The organism is Phytopseudomonas daroniae (genome assembly GCF_004327275.1).
Taxonomy (GTDB): Bacteria; Pseudomonadota; Gammaproteobacteria; order Pseudomonadales; family Pseudomonadaceae; genus Aquipseudomonas; species Aquipseudomonas daroniae.
In genome coordinates this window covers 447,992-468,771 of sequence record NZ_QJUJ01000002.1, presented here as the reverse complement: position 1 = coordinate 468,771, position 20,780 = coordinate 447,992, and the positions used below count along the sequence as shown (strand labels likewise).

Sequence of the window (20,780 nt, the reverse complement as noted above, 5' to 3'; positions counted from 1 at the left end):
CGAGACGGAGCGACACCTCTGACCCTAAGTGACCACAAAATGAACAGAGACTGGGTTCTTCAAACACGCGAGACGCGCCGATCCTTTGCAAACGCGACATGGGTGCCGCTACGCGCATCACAAGATGATGAGCAGGGCAAAGCTCGGGTTACTCAAGTTGGCTATGTGAGCGAGTTCTTCGGCTGTGGATCGGTCGCGTTCCCTCCGCAACACCGAGAAGTCGCAGAGAAACTGAGCTGGAGCGATCTGGGCATCGGCCACAGCGCGCGACCGTACGCATATGAGGATGGCTACTACTCGCCGGTAGACCAGTACCAGTACAACGACAAAGAGCCGATTGGAGTTGAGCTGGTATTCGTGCATGACCAGCCTGTTGTCGGAGGCACAAAGTGGATACTGAATCCAGACCTTGTCATCGCGCTCCGCCTAGTTAAGGAAGGCAACAACTGGGTGAGGCCTGAGGAAGACTTCGTTGTCGTCGCTCGCGAGTTTTTTGACGACGATGGCAAGCATCGGCTTATCGAGATCAAACGAGAGTTTCTGATTGACTATCTTGCCGCAAGAGGTCTTGCGCTACGTCTCTCCTACTATCGGCAACGTGTTGAAAATGTAGCCTCGCTTGAAGGCACTGAGTACGAAGGGCTGGAGAACCATCAGAACGATCGAGATGGCGGTCGCTTTGAACTCCTCACTCGAAGCCTCAATGACGTCTATGGCGGAAGTTGGGCGTCGTTCCGCGTCTGGAGAACTGATGTCGATGAGGAAGAGGACGCTCCCGTGCTGGGACCGGAGAGAGACGACAACACAGAATCCGAGCAGTCGGAAGGCGTCCGATCCGGGCCCGACGGAGTCCGCGTTGAAGGTGAATTCTGGAAAGATGAGTGGATCGATCACCGAGGCCTGAGCGTGCGGGTTCGCGGCGACACCGATCAATCTTTGCCGCACTTCATCATTGAGACTGATGGAACAAGGGCGGCATCCTCTGCGCTCGACTCTGAAGATATTGGTCGCTGGCTATGGTTTCGCACAAGCGTGGTGACCGACCTACTCGGCCGACGAGGCTTCTCCCTCAAGTGGTACACCGCAGAGACTGGTGCCATTGGGTCTACCTCTGGCTACGCCACGCATTTCGGCATCAATTCCGCTGACTTGCTAACTGTCTACGCCTACGATATCGCACGGCTCGCGGCGTGGGAGCAGCATATCTGGGCAGCACACAACGTTCCACCCGATGGAAAGGTCTCAGGAGAACTGCTATCTGCGCAAGTCAAGACGCAACCGGCGTCTACACATGCCGTGGAAGAGTTGCTCTTTGTGAGCATGCGAATGCTCGAACAGGGCTTCCGCGACAAGTTTGGGGTTGAGCTGTTCAGCCACAGTATCGACGACGAGTCAGCTATGCAGCAGGTATCTCGCTTTCACAGCAAGGACCAAGCCTCATTGCTGCGTCTCGCGAAGGAGACCATCCGAGTCTTTTCGGATCGCCTTAACGTTCGAGAGCTCCGTAAACTCTCGACCCACAAGGAGAAGGACAAGCTTGGCTCCAACAAACTCCTTCAGGACGTACTAGCCAAGCAAGTCGGGGAGGAAAGAGCGCGAACGGTGCTTGGTCCCGTGGTCGGCGCTTATGAGATGAGAGTCGGCGATGCGCACCCGACTGGATCGAAGATTGCGGAGGCCCTGAAGCTTGCCGGGATCAACGAGAGTTTCTCGTACCTGCGCCAGGGCGAGCAACTTATCCACAACGTCGGGCACGCCGTGTGGTGGATCGGCAAGCTACTCTTCGAGAAGAACGCGAGTCCGTGAGGGCGTCGCAGATGCCGCATAACAGGTCGGTGGACTCGGACACGTTGCGGCAAGGCGCTGCTCACCTTCACGTTGAACGTCCGCTTTCATTTGCGGTGACCGGCTGCTCCTAGCCAATAGCTGCCGAATCAGCCAGCGCTCCGTCCATCTCGGCGGGGCGCTGGCCGGCCGAACCGGCGCGAGCCGGTTCTGCGATGTTCAAGGGGTGCCAAGCGCAGCGCGGCGGGGATAGGCCGTAGGACTTTCCCCTGGAGGGAAGCAAAGCGCGCAGCGCCGCAGGCGCGAGGCGTGAGGGATTGACACCGCATGGCCGTGACGGCGAAGTCGGCACGGGGCGCAGCCCGAAAGTCTGGCGGCGCAGCGCGCCGACACGCCATGCCGTTCCTGCTGCCACGGGCTTCGAGCCATCCGACCATCACCAATGCGATCAGTCCAGGGGCATGCCAGGCATAAGGCAACCGCCGAAACCCTGTGCGCGCGGTACTGCGATCAGCAGCATCGCGCCCCGCCGCAATGGGCGGGGCGCGGTGGGTGGCCGTCAGGCCGCCTTGGGCTTGCTGCGCGACCAGATCAGGTCGTGCGTGCCGTCCTCGTTCTCGATCAGGCGGGCATAGACCGTTGCCGGGAACGAAGGATCGTCGAGGGATACGGACACGTAGGGCCGCCCGGCTTCGCTGGTCTTCTTCCACGCCGCGCCGATGTCATGGCCGGCCGCCTGAAGGCGGAAGTAGGGGGCGTTCTCGGTGTCGCCCTTGTCGTTGGGAATCAGCTTGACCTTGACGTTGAGGGTCAGGGTGCGGAGCTGGCCGGTGAAGCCGTCTTTCTCTGCGGTGAAGGTGCCGATGTTAGCCATGATGTTTCTCCTTTCGGGTTGAACAAGGTCGCGCCAGTGCGTCCTTGTTGTGATCCGGCCGGCGGGGGATGGGCTGGCCGCATCGCGCAGCGGTCGCAACATCGTGGAGAGCCTGGAAGCGAAAAGAATTTGTCCCGCGAGGAATGCGCGCAGCGCAGGGGAAATTGTTTTCGCTGGAAGGTTGCGGCCATGAAGCCCAAGGCGCAGCCGTTCCCTCGCCAGGATTCACGACAAGCCAAGGACGCACGGGCCGCCCGCTGCCGAATGGAGACGTGGCCGACTCGGCATCCCCGCGTGACGGCTTCACCGGCTTGCGCCCTGACACTGGCAAGGCCAACACCCCAACGACAAGCGAGAACGCTCCTTGCCCCAGATTGCGGCGACGGGCTTGAGGCGTGGCGTGGATGCTCCATAGCGAGGCCGAGTGGCGTGTCGGTGAACCGCTCCTCGTGACGTACAAGCGCGAACCGCCAGCGTCGAGGACGGCACGCTTTGGCACAACCTGCCGCAGCAAGCCGGGGCGTAGTCCCACAAGCCCCGCCCACGGCGGCGGGGCGCCATCGAAACCTTGCCCGCGTCAGCGGGCGCCGATGGCTGTACCGCGTGCAAGGCACTTGCACGTCCGCCACGTCGCCGCCTGGTCGAAGGCGGCGACGTGGCGATTTTGCTTTGGACGCTGGAACCGGGCGCGGCCACCGCCGCGCCCGGATTTTCGACCACCGGCCCCAAGGCGGAACGGCTTGGGGCCGGTGCTGCTCGTTATTCCTTGGTTTCGATGATCCACCACACCGAACGCGGCAAGAGTTGGCCGCTGATGGGGTGAGTGTCGGTGAGGTCGGCGCAGGCCGTCCAGCCCGAGGGCGGGCGGTAGCCGCGCACGTCGCCTTCGCCGTGCCAGCGGCGGGCGCGCACCGTGCCGGGTGCATAGATCGCCGCCATGCGCGGGCGGCTGGTGGGGGTGCGGGTCATGCGGGCTTCTCCTTCAAGCGAAGCGCCCCGGTCGGGGCCGGGGCGCTTGCCTTCGGCGCGGGTCAAGCGGCCAGTGCCTCGGCGGGTTCATCCGCCATTGCCTCGGCTTCCTCCGGGGCGTCCTGCGCCTGCGTTTCCTCCGGCGCAGCTTCCGGGCCTTCGGCCTTGAAGATGGCGGGCATCCAGCCCGTGCCATCGGCCAGCCGTTCCGCCTCGCTGGCAATGTCGGCCTTCTTCAACTTCGCCAGCCGGGTAGCGTGCGACGGCGCGAACTCGCCCACAGTTTCCAGAATCACCGCCTTGGAAACGTGCTTGAAGTAGCCGTCGGCGGTGGGCTGCCACCATGCGGCCATGTCCAGCCCCACGGCATGCGCCAGTTCTGCGCCCGGCTGGTGCGCCGTGGCGCGCGGCGTCACCACGTCCACGGTCGCCGCCACGCATACCGCCAGCAGCCGCACCAGTTCGCCTTGCTCCATCGCCAGCAGCGCGGCGAACAGTTCGGCGCTGTCCTGCGGCAGCGCTTCGCCCGCGACCTGATGCAACTCGCGCAGGGCCACGGCGGCGGGCGACTCGGGCCAGTCGGGGGCCATGCCTTCCAGCCGGTCTTGCACGGTCAGGCGCACACCCAGCGGCAAGTCGTGGCCGTAGTGGCTGTCCTGCAAGACGCTCTGCACCATGCCATGCACCAGCGCGGCCAGCGCGACGTGCGGATGCCGGGCCACTTCGATTTGCAGCGCGGCGGTGCGGTGCGCGCTCAAGCGCTGCGCCAGCCGGTCGGACAGGCTCGCGGCCTTGGGCTGCTCGGCGTCCTCTCCTTCGTCGTCGTTCCCGGCTTCACCTTCCGCGCTGCCGAAACCCTGCCGCAAGCGTTCCAGCGTGCGCAGCGCCTTGGCTTCGGCTTCGCACAGCAGCCCGCGATGAATCACGGCTTCGCCGCTGCGGTCGAGGGTGACGATGGCACCGGCCACGGCGCGCACGTCCGGGGCGTAGCCCTGCAAGGCTTCCTCCACGGCTTGCAGTTCCCCGGCAACCTGCTCGCGGCGCGGTTCCAGCGCTTCGGTCTTGTCCTCGTCCTCGGCGTAGGCTTCTTCCAGTTCGGCGTCGATCTTGTCGAGGCGGGTTTGCAGCGAGGCGATGCGGCGGGCTTCGCGGGCGCTCGGTTCGCGGCGCTGGCGTGGCGCGTTCTGGAATGCCTGCCGCTCGGCATAGCTCATGTGCGGCACGGCTTCGACCCACGCCCAACCCTCGGCGCGCACGTCCCCGGCCAGCGCATCCAGCTTGCCGCGCACCAGCGTTTCCAGCAGCACGGCGTCGGTCAGGTAGGTTCCGGCATCGCCTTCCGCGAACAGGTCGCGGCGGATGCCGCCGCCCGCCGCCGTGTAGGTGTCCAGCCCGGCGAAGCGCACCAGCGGATGCGTGGCGTCGATTTCGCGCTCGGTCAGGCGTTCGCGCAGCGCGGACGCGCCACGCTGCCATTCGGGCGCACCGTAGAACGCGGCTTCCTGCGCGGCATGGTCGTCGGTGATGGTCAGGGCCATCAACTGTTCCAGCGTGACGGCTGCGGCCCGGTAGTCGGCCAGCAGGCGCGGCGAGACGTTGGCCAGCTTCAAGCGGCGCTGCACCACCAGCGGGGACACGCCGAAGTCGGCGGCGATGTCTTCGATGGGACGGCCTTCCTTGACCAGCGCGGCGAACGCCTCGAACTGGTCGGCCGGGTGCATCTGCTCGCGCAGCAGGTTTTCCGCGAGGCTGACGGTACGGGCCGAAGCGTCGGGCACCAGCAGGCAAGGCACCTCAAAGTCGGCAGCGATGCGCTTCTTCTTCGCCAGCAGCTTCAACGCGGTCAGTCGGCGATCACCGGCCACCACTTCGTATTGCTCGCCATCGGCGGCAAGGATCACGACGAGATTCTGCAGCAGGCCGATGCGGGCGATGCTCGCGGCCAGTTCGGGAATGGACAAGCGCGGGGCCTTGCGTGCGTTGCGCTTGGAACGGCGCGACAGCAACTGCGAGAGCGGAACCAAAATCAGGTTCTTGGTCGGGTCGGCCACTTCCAGCGGCGCGGCGGTGGTTTCGATGGCGCGGGTTTCGGTTTGGGTAATGGCATTCATGGTGATAACTCCTTGCGGTTGGGATGCAGCAGCGAAGAAAGCGGCAAGGGCTGCTGCCTGCCCCAGCCGCGTGGGGATTCAGGCTTTCAACTGGCGCATGCCATCGGCCAGCAGCCAAAGCGCACGGTTGAGGCGGATGTTCTGGTCGATGCCCTGCACCGGGCGGGTTTGCTGGCGGCGTCCGTTGGCGCTGCGCCCGCGCAGGCCGCCTTGGGTCAGGTTCTCTTGCGTGCGGTTGAACACGCTCCACAAGTCCGGACGGCGGTCGTCGTGGCGGCGCGGCATCAGGATTTGCGATTCCGTGATGGGTGCGGGCTTGTTAGGGTCGTCGTATTTGAGGGCCAGCGCGGCGCGGGCAAACACTTCGGATTCGCCATCGCTCAAGGTGATGGCGCGCATGGAATCGCGGGATTCCTTCACCCGGTCGAAGCCGCTCAACACTTCGTAAGCGCCTTCGATGACGGAACCGGCCACGTCGCCTTTGTGCGGCACGCGCACGTCCGCCACGGTGTCGCCGCAGACAAGGCCATTGCTGCACACGAACCGGAACATGCCGGCCAGCATCTGGTAGCTGCTGGTGCCATCGTGCGAGTTCAGCAGAATGATTTCGTTGGCTTCGCCTCGGGCGTTGATCTGGCTGGCATGGCGCAGCCGGATCATGTGCTTGGTGTAGTCGCGCCGGTCTTCGTGGCGGGTGCGGGTCTGCGTCACCATGAAGGGCTGAAACCCTTCCTTGCGCAGTTCGGTCAGCACCGTGGCGGTGGGGATATAGGCGTAACGCTGGGAGCGGCTTTCGTGTGGCGCTTCCGCAAAGATGGACGGGGCCACGCGGTGAATCTGGTCATCGGACAGCGGGGAGTTGCTGCGCAGAACCGGGGAACGGGAAGCGAAACGGGATGCAAGCATGGTCTTTCTCCTGACGAAAAGGGTTTGCTGTTCAAACCGCACACCGGATTCCTAGATTCGGAGCCCAGCCTTTCGGCTGTTCGGTGCGGTTGGCACGAGGAACCGGTTGACCCTGTTGCCACCGTCTTTCCTGAGTTCATCGCCCGCGACGGTCAGGAGCCCACGGACGTGGGCCGTCAAGGAGAAAAGCGACAGGTAGGTGCGGCCCGCAGGCGCAGCCGAGGACACGGCCTGGCGCGCCTTGATGGCACGCGGCCACGGGCTACAGTCGCGAGCAAGGTGATGGAGTCAGGAAAGACGGCTGGACATGGCAACGGCCGCCGCGATGTGCAAACCGCACGCAAGCGAAGCGCGCAGGCCCGGAACTGGAAGCCGGGCCATAGGCGTCAGCCGAGCGGAGCGAGGGAACGATGGAAGCCCGAAGTGGGCGAGACGCCGCAGGTGACTCGATGCATAGCACGACAGCGCGACCGGCCACGCTTCTTGGCCGGGGACGCGTAGCTCATTTGGTTACGCGCCAATCCAAATTGATGCTTGATACGCTAGGTGCCGGAAGCGCCTCCCCTGGACCTACGCTTTAGCAATGCTGATCCCGTAATAGTTCAACTTCGAACGCAAGCCACCATGAACCCTATAGGATGTAGCCCTATAGGGCGAACTATGATTTAATACGCATCTAGATCAACGTGCCTGTCGGTGGAAAAATGTCTCTACCCTATGCGCTAAGAAAAATTAGGAAATTCAGAGGATTAAGCCAAGATGATTTTTCAAAAATTTCCAGTCGCACATATTTGAGCGCCTTGGAGCGAGGAATTAAAAATCCAACTCTAAGCAAAATAGATGAATTGTGCGTTGTTCTAGGTGTTCATCCACTCACACTATTAACATTGACCTATTTGGAAAATGACGGTGAAGCATATAACTTGCTTTCTCAAGTGGAAAGAGAAACATCGGAAATTTTCCGGTTTGGCGAACAAAATTCTGGCAAAAAAAAATGACTAACACGAAAAATTATCTTCCCAACGCAAGCTTTTGTTGGGGTATCAGTTAGATGATTGAAAAAAATAAATCTTCTCAGTCATCATTAATTGAAGCCGAGGAAATAATTAACGAGCATCCAAGTGGTCGAATTATCACAGAATGGAAATGCTCGGAAGCCCCCGCCTGGAGATTAATAAATGGCCCGGCAAAGGAATCTCTAGATCTAATTCCAGATGGTACGATTGATTGCGTTGTTACTTCGCCACCATATTTTTGGCTCCGAGACTATAAGGTGGCCGGTCAAATCGGCCTAGAAGACAGCGTTGAAGCCTACGTTGTTGCACTCAAAGAAATAATGGAGAAGATTCGAAAAAAACTAAAACCAGAAGGAGTTCTTTTTCTTAATCTTGGGGACACCTACTATTCTGGAAAAGGACAGCCACATGGAGATGATAAGAAAAGCTCCAAAAGAAGATTCGGTCTTCGGGCTGTCGATAAAAGCGGTGGACTGGGAATCGGGCTACAAAGAAAATCAACCATTGGTATTCCATGGCGCGTGGCGCTCGCGATGTGCCTTGACAATTGGGTATTGAGATCTCCAATTATTTGGCATCGTGAGAATTGCTTGCCTGAGCCTACGGCAAAGGATCGGCCAAGCCGGAGCTACGAATTCGTCTTTATGTTTGTTAAATCCAGGAAATATTTCTTTAACAAAAACAACTTGCCCGAGGATAATTGGGCTGAAGATGTTTGGAATATTGCTCCGAGACCTAAGGTCCGAGGATCGTTGGATACTGCTCCTTATCCAGACGAGTTGGTCGAGAGGTGCCTAACAATCGGTTGCCCTCCAGGCGGTGTCGTTCTGGATCCTTTTTGTGGAAGTGGAACAACACTCAGAGTTGCTCGTAAGCATGGACATCCTGCAATTGGAATTGATTTAAATAGTGACTTCTGTGCTTATGTGAGAAGAAATATTTGAGGGCTGAATATTTATGCGCAAATACATATCCACTTCTCAGGTGCGACGCTCTATGGAGCGAGTTGGGCTATTTCACATCTTCTTTGGAACAACTTTTTTAGTTCTAAAGAAGAACGATGCCCCAATCGGCCAAACCATGCATTTATCTTTAGATGCTGAAAATAGAGAGCACCTCAAAAAATATTTCCGCCTCCATCCGAAGTCAGACTATTTTTTTACTCCCTTCCAAGTAAAGAAAAATGAAGGACGCTGGCGCGACCCAAAATATGCATCGACATCTTTACAGGCAATAAATACGCAGGGTTTCGCGGGCGCTTTGCTCCACGAGAAGAATGAAAAAATATGGGGATGGAATGATGGATATTTGGAATTTCTATCCAGCAAGCTGCCAAAAGGCAAAAAGATACCACTGCTGGATTTTTCAATCTGGTTTCTCAGAGAAGAAGATTTCAACTCTGATGCAACACCTCACTCAATAGTTGAGAAATTCTTAAAATTATTCAACATTAGTTCAAATGAAATCAATGCACTTTTTGATGGAATTGGCGACGGCTCTTTCCCCGAGAAGGATTTCTTCTCTGGGGGCGCAGCCAAATGGGAGGACATAATTGAGGGATTCGGCGTCCCCATTGATGTGCCTCCAGAAACAGGCGCAATCCTCCATTTTTTAGAATTTTCTGGTTTAGGACCAGTAAAAAAAATGGAGCTCGCGCCGGGAAGTAGGTTTAACATCGTTACTGGAGACAACGGCCTTGGTAAATCCTTTTTGCTTGATGTCGTTTGGTGGGCTCTAACTCAGGAATGGGCAGATCAAATGATCGTCCCCATGGAACCCGTTGCTACACCTCCTCAAATAAAATTTTCTGTAGGAAATAAGCCATCAATCAACCCAGTGACTGCCGAGTTTCAACCTAAAAGTTACAAATGGAAAGTTCCAGCATTATCATCAATGTCTGGTTTGGTTATTTATGGCCGTGTAGATGGTTCTTTTGTCGTATGGGATCCAGCAAGCTCATTCCATGAAGAAGCGGGCGCGACATTTTCTAGCTTTACCAGAGACAGCGTGTGGAATGGGGATGAAAAGACAGAGGGTTTACTTCGTGACTGGGTGCGTTGGCAAACGCGCGCGGATGAGTTCCCTGCTTTTGAGACGTTTCAGAAAGTAATTCAGCGCTTGAAGCCCCCTGATTGGGGAGAATTTTCAATTGGAAAGCCGCAGCGTATAAGAGGCTGGAAAATGGAAATCCCCACCCTTATACACCCATATGGAACTGTCCCAGTTGTATATGAATCCGCTGGCATCAGAAGAATTCTGACGCTCACCTATCTAATTGTTTGGGCATGGGAAGAACATAAAATACAGGCCAAAGCAAATGGCAAGCGAGAAGAAAGACAAATGGTTATCTTGCTCGACGAGGCAGAAGCTCATCTCCACCCTCGTTGGCAACGAGTATTATTGCGCGCACTCTTAGGAATAGCTCAGGATTTACATGAGGAGCTATCAATACAATATTTTATAGCTTCGCACTCTCCACTTGTTTTGGCGTCTGCTGAGTCCATTTGGGATGCCAATAAAGACAAGCTATTCCATTTAAATATGGATGATAGAGGGAGAGTTAACTTCGATGAGATTGAGTTTGAGCTTAGAGGAAGCGTTGATTCATGGCTTAAGTCGCCATCCTTTGACGAGCTACATCCAGGTTCAGAGAGTGCAGAGGTGGCACTTATTAATGCGAAAGCCTTATTGAAATCCCCCCAGCCAAGCAAAGAGAAAATTGAAGAAGCCTCGAAATCGCTGGCGACACATCTCGCGGCTGACGACCCATTTTGGATGCGATGGATTGTCTTCGCAATGCAGAATGGTGTTGAGCTATGATAAAAGTGGCCCCACCACCAGCTCCTCAAGACTTTGATGACAAAGTAAGAAAACCAGGGATGGGTTTTCTTGCCAAACACCCTGATCCAACTAATGCGCTATGGCGAACACATCGCTATTGGAAGCATGCGCACCAACAACTTTATGATTCTCTTGGTGGAATTTGCTCATACTGCTCTTCCTTTACTCCAAGAAAACGCGACGATTCAGGTCTTGACCACACCTCGATTGATCATTTTATCCCAAAAAGCAGAGAGAAAAATCTCGCATATGAATGGTCTAACTATAGGCTTTGCCGAACCAGATTAAATAATAGGAAAGGAGATTTTAATGACGTCATTGATCCATATGTAGTTGATGATGGATTATTTCGCTTCAATTTTGGAAATTTCTTTATTGTTCCGGATGCGGGTTTGTCCGAAGAAGAAAAAGAAAGAGTGGCGGCATCAATACAGCGCCTCGGGCTTAATGAAGATGAATCTTATGTCAACGAACGCGCTCGCGTAATTTATGCTTATGTAGATGGCAGTATGAGCTTCGATATAGTCACGAGATTCTATCCATTCATTGCCTTAGAGATCGCGACCCAAGATTTTGATAGGAATCATATGCCGATATTTAAGCGAGCCTTGAGCAATAACAATGTCAGGCAGGCTTTGGTTCAGCAGGGAATACTACAAGAAGTGCAGTCATAAAAATGCCATTTTCGTTAACTTCGGGAAAGTTCCAAGGCAGATGGTTCGCTTTCAATTTATTTGCAACCCTTAGTGCGGGCGATTTCATCTTGATAGACAATTAATCGAGAAGCATTATTGTTGCACCTCACCGATCGTTGCTACTCATGCCCGTCTCTCAAATACCAAACATGCACAGCAAGATCAACGCTCTGGGCCGAAGGTCAGGGGGGAATTGCTGTGACTCGGCACGAAGAACGGGGCGCAGGCCGCGAGCCTGACGGCGGCACGCCGGGACGAACGGCTATGGCTTGTCGTCCTTTAGAGACAGCGCTCCGCGAGATTCGAGCAGACGCCGCGTGTTCTCCAGCTCTTTTTGCAGCAATTCGGCATCTGGCAGCACGGTGCGATAGTTCGCCGCCATCACTTTGGTCGGCAAGCCATCCAACGCATACCGAGCCAGGGCATGCCCTTTGTCGGCACACAGGATCAGGCCCACCGGCGGGTTCTCATCCGGGTAGGCCCAATGTTCCTTGGCATAGTTGCAATACATATGCATCTGCCCCACATCGGCATGGGTCAGGCTGCCCAGCTTCAGGTCGATAATGACCAGGCATCGCAGTTTGCGATGGAAGAACAACAGATCGACTCGATACCAGGTCTGGTCGATGCGCAACCGGCGCTGCCGCCCGACGAAGGTGAAGCCTTCCCCGAGTTCCAGCAGGAAGTCTTCCAGCCGCTGGATCAAGGCCGCTTCCAGCTCGGATTCCGAATACTCGTCCTTGAGATCGAGGAACTCCAGCACATACGGGTCTTTGATCGCGTCATTGGGCGTAACGGCATCCTCGGGCTTGGGCATCGAGCCCTTGTCCAACATCGCCGCCTTGTCCTTGGACAAGGCTGTGCGTTCGTAGAACTGGCTACCGATCTGCCGGTCGAGCTGGCGCACGCTCCAGCCACCACGTAGCGCCTCGGCCTCATAGAACCGGCGGGCATGGCCGTCCTTGACCGACAGTAGGCGGACATAGGCCGACCACGGCAGCGTAAAGACCTGAGCCAGTTCGGGGAGGTCGAATTTCCGAGACACCGTCTCGGAATTCTCTGTGGGCAGTTCTTCACCAGATTTCCGAGACAGTGTCTCGGAAATTGCAGACAAGGGATAAGCGACAAAGAAGCGCCGCATGTTCTCCAGGTTGTCGGGGCTGAACCCGCGCCCAAATCGCGCCGTCAGGTCGGTGGACAATCGCTTCATCAACTGCTCTCCGTAACCGGCCCGCCGCCTGCCTTTCTGCTCGGCTTCGACGATCCGGCGGCCAATCTCCCAATAGCTAGCCGTCATCAGCGCGTTGACACTGCGCGCCGCTGCCTGGCGCGTCGCATCCAGCAGTTCCACAATGCCGCCGTGGATGCTGGCATAGCCAGCCGGTAAGGCGGGGCGCTTCCCCGCTGCCGTAGGCGTCTTCCTTGTCATGCTGTCACCTCCATAGAACGGGATGCCCCGGTAATCGCCAGCCGCCGATTCGCCACCAGTTCGGCCGCATCCCGCACCGGCTTGTCCTCGGTATGAACATAGTGCATGAACATCGCCACGGTCTTGTGGCCTGTGAGCTTCATGCCCACCTTGGTTGGCACACCTGAGTTGGCAATGTCGGTCGTCGCCCGGTGTCGGATGCCGTGCGTGCCAACGTGCTGCACGCCAGCCGCCTTGAGCACGCGCGTCCAGCCGCCATAGTGCTCGCCGTGTGTCAGGTGCCGGGTCGGATCGTTCGGCGATGGCAAGACGTAGGGGCAACCTTCCCGGCGTGGCGCAGTGGACAGCAAGCGATAGGCTTCCTCGCTCATGGGCTTGGAAATACCACCCGTCTTGCTGTCGGGCCAGACCACTCGGCGCTTCTCCAGATCAACCCAGCCCCATTCGAGCGGGCAGATTTCGGAGCGGCGGGCGGCGAACTCGAATTGCAGGCGGATCGCCAGCGGGATGACGTAGTTTTCCAGCCCCTCCGTCTCCAGTTTCTCCAACTGGCGAAAGATCCGCACCAGTTCATCGTCCACGATGAGCCGGGTTTCCTTGCCGGGCGGATACATCGGGACGTGACGGCACGGATTCGTGCCGTCAGGGCGCAGCCCCCACACCTCGGCCAGGTTGAACATCTTGCGCAACACGCCGAAGGTGCGGTTCGCCTCGGCCTGCTTGTAGGCCAGCTTCTTCATCAGCGCAGCCACGTCCGGGCGCTTCACGTCCTGCACCTTCATCCGGCCCATGATCGGGAGGATGCAACGGTCAATGACGCCCTGATAGCCACGCTGCGTGCTGGGCTTGTTGCGCTGCTTGGAGTAGTCCTCCATGAAGGTGTGGCAAAACTCCTTCATGGTTGGTGCCTTGCGGGCAGCATTCTTGGCCGCGCTCGGGTCGCCGCCCCGGCGCACCTCGGCCAGCCATTCCTGCGCCATTGTGCGTGCCTGATCGACCGTCAGTTCCCCGTACTGGCCCAGGGCGGGCTTGCGGCGCTCGCCAGCGTTCGAGCGGTACTGGAGCATGAACACCTTGCGGCCCGCCGGGGTGATCTTGCACAGGAAGCCGGGCACCACGGTATCCCGCAGTTCGATGGCCTTGTCTTGGGGTTGTGCCGCATCAACTGCGGACTTGGTGAGCTTGATCTTCGCCATGATGACTCCTCGGAAAGCCCGGTTTCCAAGAGCCGCATGGGAGCCACGCGAGGGGAAGCCGGGTCACGTTTCGGAAAGCACCGGCATATGTTGAAATCGCCTAAGTGATTGATAAACCTGCTGTATCGAGCCTTGGCGTAGTCCAGCGAAATGCGATGCTGGAGTCATCGTGAAACAAAAAAAGCCTCAACTCCGCGCGCGCGTTCACCTTCCCCCTGAAAAGCGATCGCGCAATAAAAAGCCCCGGTCAGATAGGCCGGGGCTGTTTATTGGAGTCGTAGGCAATCAGCGCAGTGCCGGGCCCTGGAACCCCATCCACATCGCCAACTGCTCGGCCACGCTGGTTCCGAGCTTCTTGGTGAAGCGATCCAGCGGGCTCTCCTGCACGGTGAAGTCCACCAGCGCTTCCTGGCCGATCACATCGCGCGCCACGTAGCTGGTATTACCCAATGCATCGATCAGGCCCAGGCTCAGCGCCTGCTCGCCAGACCAGATCAGCCCGGAGAACAGCTCCGGATGCTCGGCATCCTTGAGGCGATCGCCGCGCCCCTGCTTCACGCTGGCGATAAATTGCTTGTGGGTGGTTTCCAGCACGGTTTTCCAGAACTCGGCCTCTTCCGGTTTCTGCGGCTGGAACGGATCGAGAAACGCCTTGTGCTCACCCGAGGTGTAGACGCGGCGGTCGACACCGAGTTTGTCCATCAGCCCGGTAAAACCGAAACTGGCCGCAGTAACACCGATGGAGCCGACCAGGCTGGCCTTGTCGGCATAGATCTCATCAGCGGCGCTGGCGATGTAATACGCACCCGAAGCACCCAGGTCGGAAATCACCGCGTATACCTTGGTGTCCGGATATTCGCCACGCAGACGAAGGATCTCGTCATAGACGTAACCCGACTGCACCGGGCTGCCGCCAGGGCTGTTGATGCGCAGGATCACACCCTTGGTGTTGGGATCCTTGAACGCCGCACGCAGGCTGCCAACGATGTTGTCGGCGCTGGCCGCTTCCTTGTCGGCGATCATGCCGCGCACTTCGATCACTGCGGTATGCGGCGTGCTGCCGGAGCCCTTCTGCAGGTTGAGCAGTGGCGAGAACAGCGCCAGTGCGCCAAACAGATAGATGAAGGTCAGCAGCTTGAAGAAAATCCCCCAGCGCCGCGAACGCCGCTGCTCATGCACGCTGGCCAGCAGGGTCTTCTCGAGGAGCTTCCAGCTCTTCGGGTCGCTCTCGGAGACCACCGGCGTCTTTCTCTCACCCCACATGCTCAATCTCCTCGATTCGGGGCTCGGCCACCATCTGGTTCAGCCAGGCACTCAGTTCCATGAAATGGTTGATCGACAGCCTCGGCTCATGGGTACTCAACGCTGTCAGCGTCTGCGCACCGTAGCCTACCGCGACCGCATCCATACCCGCACGCTGCGCCATCAGTAGATCGAACGAGGAGTCGCCAATCATCAGCGCCTGCTCGGCAGGCACGCCACAATGCTGCAGGATCTCGTGCAGCATCCGGGGATCGGGCTTGCTCGCCGTTTCATCGGCGCACCGCGTGATATCGAAATAATCCTGCCAGCCCAACGCGTCGAGAATCCGTTGCAGGCCGCGGCGGCTCTTGCCGGTGGCAACAGCCAACTGATAACCCTGCTCACGGAAGCTCGCCAGGCTCTGCTCCACGCCCGGAAAAAACGCCGATGGCGTTTGATCCATGGTCACATAGCAGTCGCTGTAAGTGGCACGGAAGCGTTCGACGTGCGCGGCTTCGACGAGTTCCGGATAAAGCGTGGTGATCGCCTCGGGCAGCGCCAGGCCGATGATGCCCTTGACCGCCTCGTCGCTGAGCCGCGGCATGGCGCACTGGTCGGCGGCCTGGTGCATGGCCGCGACGATGCGGCCAATGGAATCGACCAGCGTACCGTCCCAGTCGAAGATCAGCAGCCGGTAGTCACGCACTCAGGCGCTCCAGCGTACGTGCCCACATGTCGTCGACCGGTGCTTCAAGCTTCAGCACGCCACCCTCGGGCAGCGGGATGTTCAGTTCATAGGCATGCAGGAACAGGCGCTTGCCGCCCAGCTCGCGAATCTCGCGGGTGAAGTCATCATCGCCGTACTTGCTGTCACCGGCGATGCAGTGCCCGCCATACTGGGCATGCACGCGAATCTGGTGGGTACGCCCGGTCACTGGTTTGGCTTCGACCAGGGTGGCGAACTCGCCGAAACGGCGCAGCACGCGGAAGACGGTCAGCGCCTCCTTGCCTTCCGGGTTGACCTCGACCATGCGTTCGCCGGAACGCAGATTGCTCTTGAGCAACGGCGCGTTGATCTGCTTCTTGGCCGTCGCCCAGTGGCCGCGCACCAGCGCCATGTAACGCTTGTCGACGCCATCGCCGCGTAGCGCTTCGTGCAAATGACGGAGCATGCTGCGCTTCTTGGCGATCATCAGCAGGCCGGAAGTATCGCGGTCGAGGCGGTGCACCAGCTCCAGATCCTTGGCATCCGGACGCAACTGGCGAAACGCCTCGATCACCCCGTAATTGAGGCCGCTGCCACCGTGCACGGCGATGCCGGCCGGTTTGTTCAGCACGATCAGTGCCTTGTCTTCATAAACGATGGCCGCTTCCAGGCGCTGCAGTAGCCCTTGAGCCAGCGGTTCGGGCTCGTCACGCTCGGCCAGGCGCAGCGGCGGAACACGCACGATGTCGCCGGGCTGCAGCTTGTATTCGGGTTTGATCCGACCTTTGTTGACTCGTACTTCACCCTTGCGCAGGATGCGGTAGATCAAGGTCTTGGGCACGCCCTTGAGCTGGGTACGAAGGAAGTTGTCGATGCGCTGACCCGCGAGTTCAGGCGCGACCTCGAGCAGCTGAACGCCGGAGGTTGGGGGAATGGGTGTCGTCATGGCCGCGATCATACAATTTTTATGGAATTGAAGCACTTAATCATTGCTGCTATAGTCGCGAATGCCGCCAAAAGCGGCCTGATTCACGGATGTTGCCAAACCGCCATCGTGAATCAAGCAACCCATTCAGGACGTAAGGCCGTCCGACGGGCTTCTCATAGAGCGACAAGGCCGCCAAGGCTGCTCGAGAAACTCGGAAATAAGGTCTGAGACACAGATGCGCGACCTGCCCACATGGACGGTCGCGGTAATGCCAACCCGCTGCGGATTTTTCGCGAGCGGCACCCGATTTTCAGCGATACGTGTAGGGTGGAGATGCACAACGGTCGGCCTGCGTAGCAAACAGCTTTATCCAAGACGCGTCATGTCGTCCGCTACCGACCCTTGATTCCTCCTCCTGACTGAGAACCTGTTTACGGTCTCGCAAGCTAGCGCCATGCAAAACGCTACGTTAGTAACAGCCTCCAATCCGGGGCAGGCAAAGAAGCGAAGTTTACTCACGTAAATGAGCCTTCCAAGCGGGTTTTAACGCAGCAGGCCGATGCTTAGCCGATCGCAAGCGAGTTCTGAGTGCTTTCTGTCACATACAGCAAGCAGGAGACGTCCGTCGCGGCCCAGCACAACTGCTGCTGCCGCTCGACAATGAAACGATTTACGCCCGTTTCTGACGCGCCTGACACCGACCCTGAGCGTCGTGTGTGCCTAACGCGGCTTCCGGCAGCACCGGAAACCATTGGTACCACATGAAAAGAATGCTGATTAACGCAACTCAACCCGAAGAGTTGCGTGTTGCGCTGGTAGATGGCCAGCGCCTGTACGACCTGGACATCGAGTCCGGCGCCCGTGTACAGAAGAAATCCAACATCTACAAAGGTCGCATTACCCGCGTAGAACCCAGCCTCGAAGCGGCGTTCGTCGACTTCGGCTCCGAGCGTCACGGCTTCCTCCCCCTCAAAGAAATCTCCCGCGAATACTTCAGCAAGGCCCCCGAAGGCCGCGTCAACATCAAGGACGTGCTCAAGGAAGGCCAGGAAGTCATCGTCCAGGTCGAGAAAGAAGAGCGTGGCAACAAGGGCGCAGCCCTGACCACCTTCATCAGCCTCGCCGGCCGCTACCTGGTGCTGATGCCCAACAACCCGCGTGCCGGTGGCATCAGCCGCCGCATCGAAGGTGAAGAGCGCAACGAACTGCGCGAAGCCCTCAACGGCCTCGATATCCCCAACGACATGGGCCTGATCGTGCGCACCGCAGGCCTGGGTCGCTCCAGCGAAGAAATGCAGTGGGATCTCGATTACCTGCTGCAACTGTGGAGCGCCATCAAGGAAGCATCCCTGGATCGCCCTGCTCCGTTCCTGATCTATCAGGAAAGCAACGTCATCATCCGCGCCATCCGCGACTACCTGCGCCAGGACATCGGCGAAGTGCTGGTCGACAGCGTCGAAGCCCAGGAAGAAGCCCTGACCTTCATCCGCCAGGTGATGCCGCAGTACGCCAGCAAGATCAAGCTGTATGAAGACAGCGTGCCGCTGTTCAACCGCTTCCAGATCGAAAGCCAGATCGAAACCGCTTTCCAGCGTGAAGTGAAGCTGCCGTCCGGTGGTTCGATCTACATCGACCCGACCGAAGCCCTGGTGTCCATCGACATCAACTCGGCGCGCGCCACCAAAGGCAGCGACATAGAAGAAACCGCACTGCAGACCAACCTGGAAGCCGCTGAAGAGATCGCCCGTCAGCTGCGGCTGCGCGACATCGGCGGCCTGATCGTCATCGACTTCATCGACATGACGCCGGCCAAGAACCAGCGCGCCGTCGAAGAAAAGGTTCGCGAAGCCCTGGAAGCCGACCGCGCCCGCGTACAGGTCGGCCGCATCTCGCGCTTCGGCCTGCTGGAAATGTCCCGTCAGCGCCTGCGCCCATCGCTGGGCGAAAGCAGCGGCATCGTCTGCCCGCGCTGCAACGGCCAAGGCATCATCCGCGACGTCGAGTCGCTGTCCCTGGCAATTCTGCGCCTGATCGAAGAAGAAGCCCTGAAAGATCGCACCGCCGAGGTTCGCGCCCAGGTGCCGATCCCGGTCGCGGCCTTCCTGCTCAACGAAAAGCGCAACTCGATCACCAAGATCGAACTGCGTACCCGTGCACGCATCGTCATCCTGCCGAACGATCATCTGGAAACGCCGCACTTCGAAGTGCAGCGCATCCGTGACGACAGCCCGGAAGCCCAAAGCATCCAGACCAGCTACGAAATAGCCACGGTCGAAGTCGAGGAAGAAAAACCGGCAGCCGCCACTCGCACCCTGGTTCGCCAGGAAGCGGCGATCAAGGCCGCTCCTCCTCGCAGCGCCCCCTCTCCAGAGGTTGAAGCAGCCGCGCCGGCAGCTCCGGTTGCAGCCGCTCCGCAAACGGGCCTGTTCAAAGGCCTGGTGAAGTCCCTGGTGGGTCTGTTCGCCGGTGCCGAAGAACAGAAACCGACCGTGGTCGAGAAGAAGCCAGGCGAGCGTCAACCGCGTGGCGACGAGCGTCGCAACGGTCGCCAGCAGAACCGTAACCGTGGCAACCGCCGCGACGAAGAGCGCAAGCCGCGCGAAGAACGTGCCCCACGTGAAGAACGTGCACCGCGTGAAGCGCGTCAGGCCCGCACCCCGCGTGAAGATCGCCAGCCGCGTGAAAACGTGGAAGTCCGCGAGCCTCAGGAAGTGCGTCAATCCCGTCCGCCGCGCGAACCGCGTGAAGGCCAGGAAAATCGTCGCGAACGTCGCCCGCGTGAAGAGCGCCAGCCGCGCGAACTGCGCGCTCCGCTGGATGCCGAGCCGCAGAACGAAACCGCTGGCGAAGAAGTACGTGCCGAGCGTCCGCAACGCGAACCGCGCCAACCACGTCAGCCTCGCGAAGAGCGTCAACCACGCGCCGAGCAGGCACAGGCCGATGCGGCTGAAGAAGAAGTGCTGAACAGCGAAGAGCAGCAGGACGAGGATCAGGAAAGCACCGAGGGCAGCGAACGCCCACGTCGCCGCTCCCGTGGCCAGCGTCGCCGCAGCAACCGTCGCGAGCGTCAGCGTGATGCCGACGGTAACCCGATCGAAGGCAGTGACGACAACGCTGAAGAGCCTGTAGATGCCGCCAACATCGCTGCCGCTGCTACTGTGGCCGCCGTTATCGCGGAAACCGAGCAGCCGGCCGAGCAACAGCCTGTCGCCCAGGAGACCAGCACACCTGCCGCTGCTGAAACGGCAGAGCCTGTCGCCGCACAAGAGGTAGCGGTCGAGGCCGAGCAGCCTGTGCAAGCCACAGTTGAAGCAGCTGAAGCGGCTCCAGCCCCCGTCGAAGTGCCGACCGAAGCAGTCGCCGAGCGCGCCGATGCCGTGATCGAGCCTCTGCCTGAGATCGAACAGCCGCGTGCCTCGGCACCCGCTTTCGAAGCGACGCCGCAGGAAGCTCCAGTGGTGATCGAGCCGGCAAATGAGCCAGTGGTTGTCGAAGCACCCGCTGCCGAGGCGCAGGTCATCGAAGCACCGGTCGCCGAGACCACCTTCACTGCCGCACCCGAGACCGCTCCGGCAGTCGAGGAAGCGGCAGCCGAAACACCTGTGGTCGAAGAGCCAGCGGCACCAGTCGTACCTGCCGCAAGCAACGGCCGCGCGCCGAACGACCCACGCGAAGTGCGTCGCCGCAAGCGTGAGGAAGAGCGTCTGGCTCGTGAAGCTGAAGAAGCCGCCAAGGCCGCTCCAGCCGCAGCGGTCGTGGAAGCAGAGCCAGCCGCTCCGGCAGTGGAAAGCGAAGCCGTCGTCGATACTCAACCGGCCAGCGAGCCAGTCGAGCAAGCCGAGGTCATCGTCACTCCGGTCGACGAGAGCGCTCAGCAGGATCAGGATGCACCCAAGCCGCAAGCCTGATAGGTAACGCGCAAAAGAAAAAGGGATGCTTCGGCATCCCTTTTTTGTGCCTGGAGTTTGAGCGCCCCGGCATCGCCTCGCTCAACCCGAGCCACGACAAGCCGGTGCCGCCGAAGACATGCTGGATACGTAGCCTGGGTCGAGCGAAGCGATACCCAGAACTTGAACGATAAG

The 20,780-nt window shown here is 59.1% G+C and carries 15 protein-coding genes; 6 read left to right on the top strand and 9 right to left on the bottom strand.

Annotation, left to right across the window (positions count from 1 at the left end; genetic code table 11):
- Positions 1–39: 39 nt before the first annotated feature.
- Positions 40–1,806 carry a hypothetical protein gene (locus DNK10_RS07285; RefSeq protein WP_131191060.1) on the top strand — a complete coding sequence of 589 codons (1,767 nt, stop codon included), beginning with the start codon at positions 40–42 and terminating at the stop codon, positions 1,804–1,806.
- A gap of 538 nt (positions 1,807–2,344) precedes the next feature.
- On the opposite strand, the gene DNK10_RS07275 is transcribed toward DNK10_RS07285, so the two are convergent.
- The 4 genes from DNK10_RS07275 to DNK10_RS07255 all read right to left on the bottom strand — a co-directional run bounded on the left by DNK10_RS07275 (position 2,345) and on the right by DNK10_RS07255 (position 6,645).
- Positions 2,345–2,659: a DUF736 domain-containing protein gene (locus tag DNK10_RS07275; RefSeq protein ID WP_131191059.1), complete on the bottom strand. Its 315-nt coding sequence runs from the start codon at positions 2,657–2,659 to the stop codon at positions 2,345–2,347.
- Positions 2,660–3,418: 759 nt separating this feature from the next.
- Positions 3,419–3,628 carry a hypothetical protein gene (locus tag DNK10_RS07265; RefSeq protein WP_131191057.1) on the bottom strand — a complete coding sequence of 70 codons (210 nt, stop codon included), beginning with the start codon at positions 3,626–3,628 and terminating at the stop codon, positions 3,419–3,421.
- 62 nt (positions 3,629–3,690) lie between these two features.
- Positions 3,691–5,739 carry a ParB/RepB/Spo0J family partition protein gene (locus DNK10_RS07260; RefSeq protein WP_131191056.1) on the bottom strand — a complete coding sequence of 683 codons (2,049 nt, stop codon included), beginning with the start codon at positions 5,737–5,739 and terminating at the stop codon, positions 3,691–3,693.
- A 78-nt stretch (positions 5,740–5,817) separates the two neighbouring features.
- On the bottom strand, positions 5,818–6,645 hold the full coding sequence (locus DNK10_RS07255; protein ID WP_131191184.1) for a DUF932 domain-containing protein: 828 nt from the start codon (positions 6,643–6,645) through the stop codon (positions 5,818–5,820).
- A 704-nt stretch (positions 6,646–7,349) separates the two neighbouring features.
- On the opposite strand from DNK10_RS07255, the gene DNK10_RS07250 reads away from it, so the two are divergent.
- The 4 genes from DNK10_RS07250 to DNK10_RS07235 are packed head-to-tail and all read left to right on the top strand — an operon-like array spanning position 7,350 to position 11,176.
- Positions 7,350–7,643 carry a helix-turn-helix domain-containing protein gene (locus DNK10_RS07250; protein ID WP_131191055.1) on the top strand — a complete coding sequence of 98 codons (294 nt, stop codon included), beginning with the start codon at positions 7,350–7,352 and terminating at the stop codon, positions 7,641–7,643.
- 53 nt (positions 7,644–7,696) lie between these two features.
- Positions 7,697–8,605 (top strand): DNA-methyltransferase, encoded by a 909-nt coding sequence (locus DNK10_RS07245; protein WP_131191054.1) that lies wholly within the window; start codon positions 7,697–7,699, stop codon positions 8,603–8,605.
- A 13-nt stretch (positions 8,606–8,618) separates the two neighbouring features.
- Positions 8,619–10,481, top strand: a complete 1,863-nt coding sequence (locus tag DNK10_RS07240) for an AAA family ATPase (RefSeq protein ID WP_131191053.1) — start codon at positions 8,619–8,621, stop codon at positions 10,479–10,481.
- Positions 10,478–11,176 carry an HNH endonuclease family protein gene (locus DNK10_RS07235; protein ID WP_131191052.1) on the top strand — a complete coding sequence of 233 codons (699 nt, stop codon included), beginning with the start codon at positions 10,478–10,480 and terminating at the stop codon, positions 11,174–11,176. Before DNK10_RS07240 ends, DNK10_RS07235 begins: the two co-directional genes overlap by 4 nt.
- A 283-nt stretch (positions 11,177–11,459) precedes the next feature.
- Here the strand turns inward: DNK10_RS07235 and DNK10_RS07230 are convergent, their stop codons facing one another.
- From DNK10_RS07230 to rluC, 5 genes are all read right to left on the bottom strand, one after another.
- Positions 11,460–12,626, bottom strand: coding sequence for a PDDEXK nuclease domain-containing protein (locus DNK10_RS07230; RefSeq protein ID WP_131191051.1), 1,167 nt, complete (start codon positions 12,624–12,626; stop codon positions 11,460–11,462).
- Positions 12,623–13,822 (bottom strand): tyrosine-type recombinase/integrase, encoded by a 1,200-nt coding sequence (locus tag DNK10_RS07225; protein WP_131191050.1) that lies wholly within the window; start codon positions 13,820–13,822, stop codon positions 12,623–12,625. The genes DNK10_RS07230 and DNK10_RS07225 overlap by 4 nt, the downstream gene beginning before the upstream one ends.
- A 285-nt stretch (positions 13,823–14,107) precedes the next feature.
- Positions 14,108–15,085: a signal peptide peptidase SppA gene (sppA, locus tag DNK10_RS07220; RefSeq protein ID WP_131182319.1), complete on the bottom strand. Its 978-nt coding sequence runs from the start codon at positions 15,083–15,085 to the stop codon at positions 14,108–14,110.
- Positions 15,075–15,770 (bottom strand): HAD-IA family hydrolase, encoded by a 696-nt coding sequence (locus DNK10_RS07215; RefSeq protein ID WP_131191049.1) that lies wholly within the window; start codon positions 15,768–15,770, stop codon positions 15,075–15,077. The genes sppA and DNK10_RS07215 overlap by 11 nt, the downstream gene beginning before the upstream one ends.
- Positions 15,763–16,716: a 23S rRNA pseudouridine(955/2504/2580) synthase RluC gene (rluC, locus tag DNK10_RS07210; RefSeq protein WP_131191048.1), complete on the bottom strand. Its 954-nt coding sequence runs from the start codon at positions 16,714–16,716 to the stop codon at positions 15,763–15,765. The genes DNK10_RS07215 and rluC overlap by 8 nt, the downstream gene beginning before the upstream one ends.
- A 743-nt stretch (positions 16,717–17,459) precedes the next feature.
- Between rluC and rne the strand changes: the two genes are divergently transcribed.
- Complete coding sequence (gene rne, locus DNK10_RS07205) at positions 17,460–20,606, top strand: ribonuclease E (RefSeq protein WP_131191047.1); 3,147 nt, start codon at positions 17,460–17,462, stop codon at positions 20,604–20,606.
- The last annotated feature ends 174 nt before the right edge of the window (positions 20,607–20,780 follow it).

Bases quoted from the DNA above. Each gene is read 5' to 3' on its own strand.
- DNK10_RS07240 (WP_131191053.1), top strand. From the start codon at position 8,619: ATGCGCAAATACATATCCACTTCTCAGGTGCGACGCTCTATGGAGCGA.
- sppA (WP_131182319.1), bottom strand. From the start codon at position 15,085: ATGTGGGGTGAGAGAAAGACGCCGGTGGTCTCCGAGAGCGACCCGAAG.
- DNK10_RS07260 (WP_131191056.1), bottom strand. From the start codon at position 5,739: ATGAATGCCATTACCCAAACCGAAACCCGCGCCATCGAAACCACCGCC.
- DNK10_RS07250 (WP_131191055.1), top strand. From the start codon at position 7,350: ATGTCTCTACCCTATGCGCTAAGAAAAATTAGGAAATTCAGAGGATTA.
- DNK10_RS07245 (WP_131191054.1), top strand. From the start codon at position 7,697: ATGATTGAAAAAAATAAATCTTCTCAGTCATCATTAATTGAAGCCGAG.
- DNK10_RS07275 (WP_131191059.1), bottom strand. From the start codon at position 2,659: ATGGCTAACATCGGCACCTTCACCGCAGAGAAAGACGGCTTCACCGGC.
- DNK10_RS07225 (WP_131191050.1), bottom strand. From the start codon at position 13,822: ATGGCGAAGATCAAGCTCACCAAGTCCGCAGTTGATGCGGCACAACCC.
- DNK10_RS07265 (WP_131191057.1), bottom strand. From the start codon at position 3,628: ATGACCCGCACCCCCACCAGCCGCCCGCGCATGGCGGCGATCTATGCA.
- DNK10_RS07235 (WP_131191052.1), top strand. From the start codon at position 10,478: ATGATAAAAGTGGCCCCACCACCAGCTCCTCAAGACTTTGATGACAAA.
- rluC (WP_131191048.1), bottom strand. From the start codon at position 16,716: ATGACGACACCCATTCCCCCAACCTCCGGCGTTCAGCTGCTCGAGGTC.
- DNK10_RS07285 (WP_131191060.1), top strand. From the start codon at position 40: ATGAACAGAGACTGGGTTCTTCAAACACGCGAGACGCGCCGATCCTTT.
- DNK10_RS07230 (WP_131191051.1), bottom strand. From the start codon at position 12,626: ATGACAAGGAAGACGCCTACGGCAGCGGGGAAGCGCCCCGCCTTACCG.
- rne (WP_131191047.1), top strand. From the start codon at position 17,460: ATGAAAAGAATGCTGATTAACGCAACTCAACCCGAAGAGTTGCGTGTT.
- DNK10_RS07255 (WP_131191184.1), bottom strand. From the start codon at position 6,645: ATGCTTGCATCCCGTTTCGCTTCCCGTTCCCCGGTTCTGCGCAGCAAC.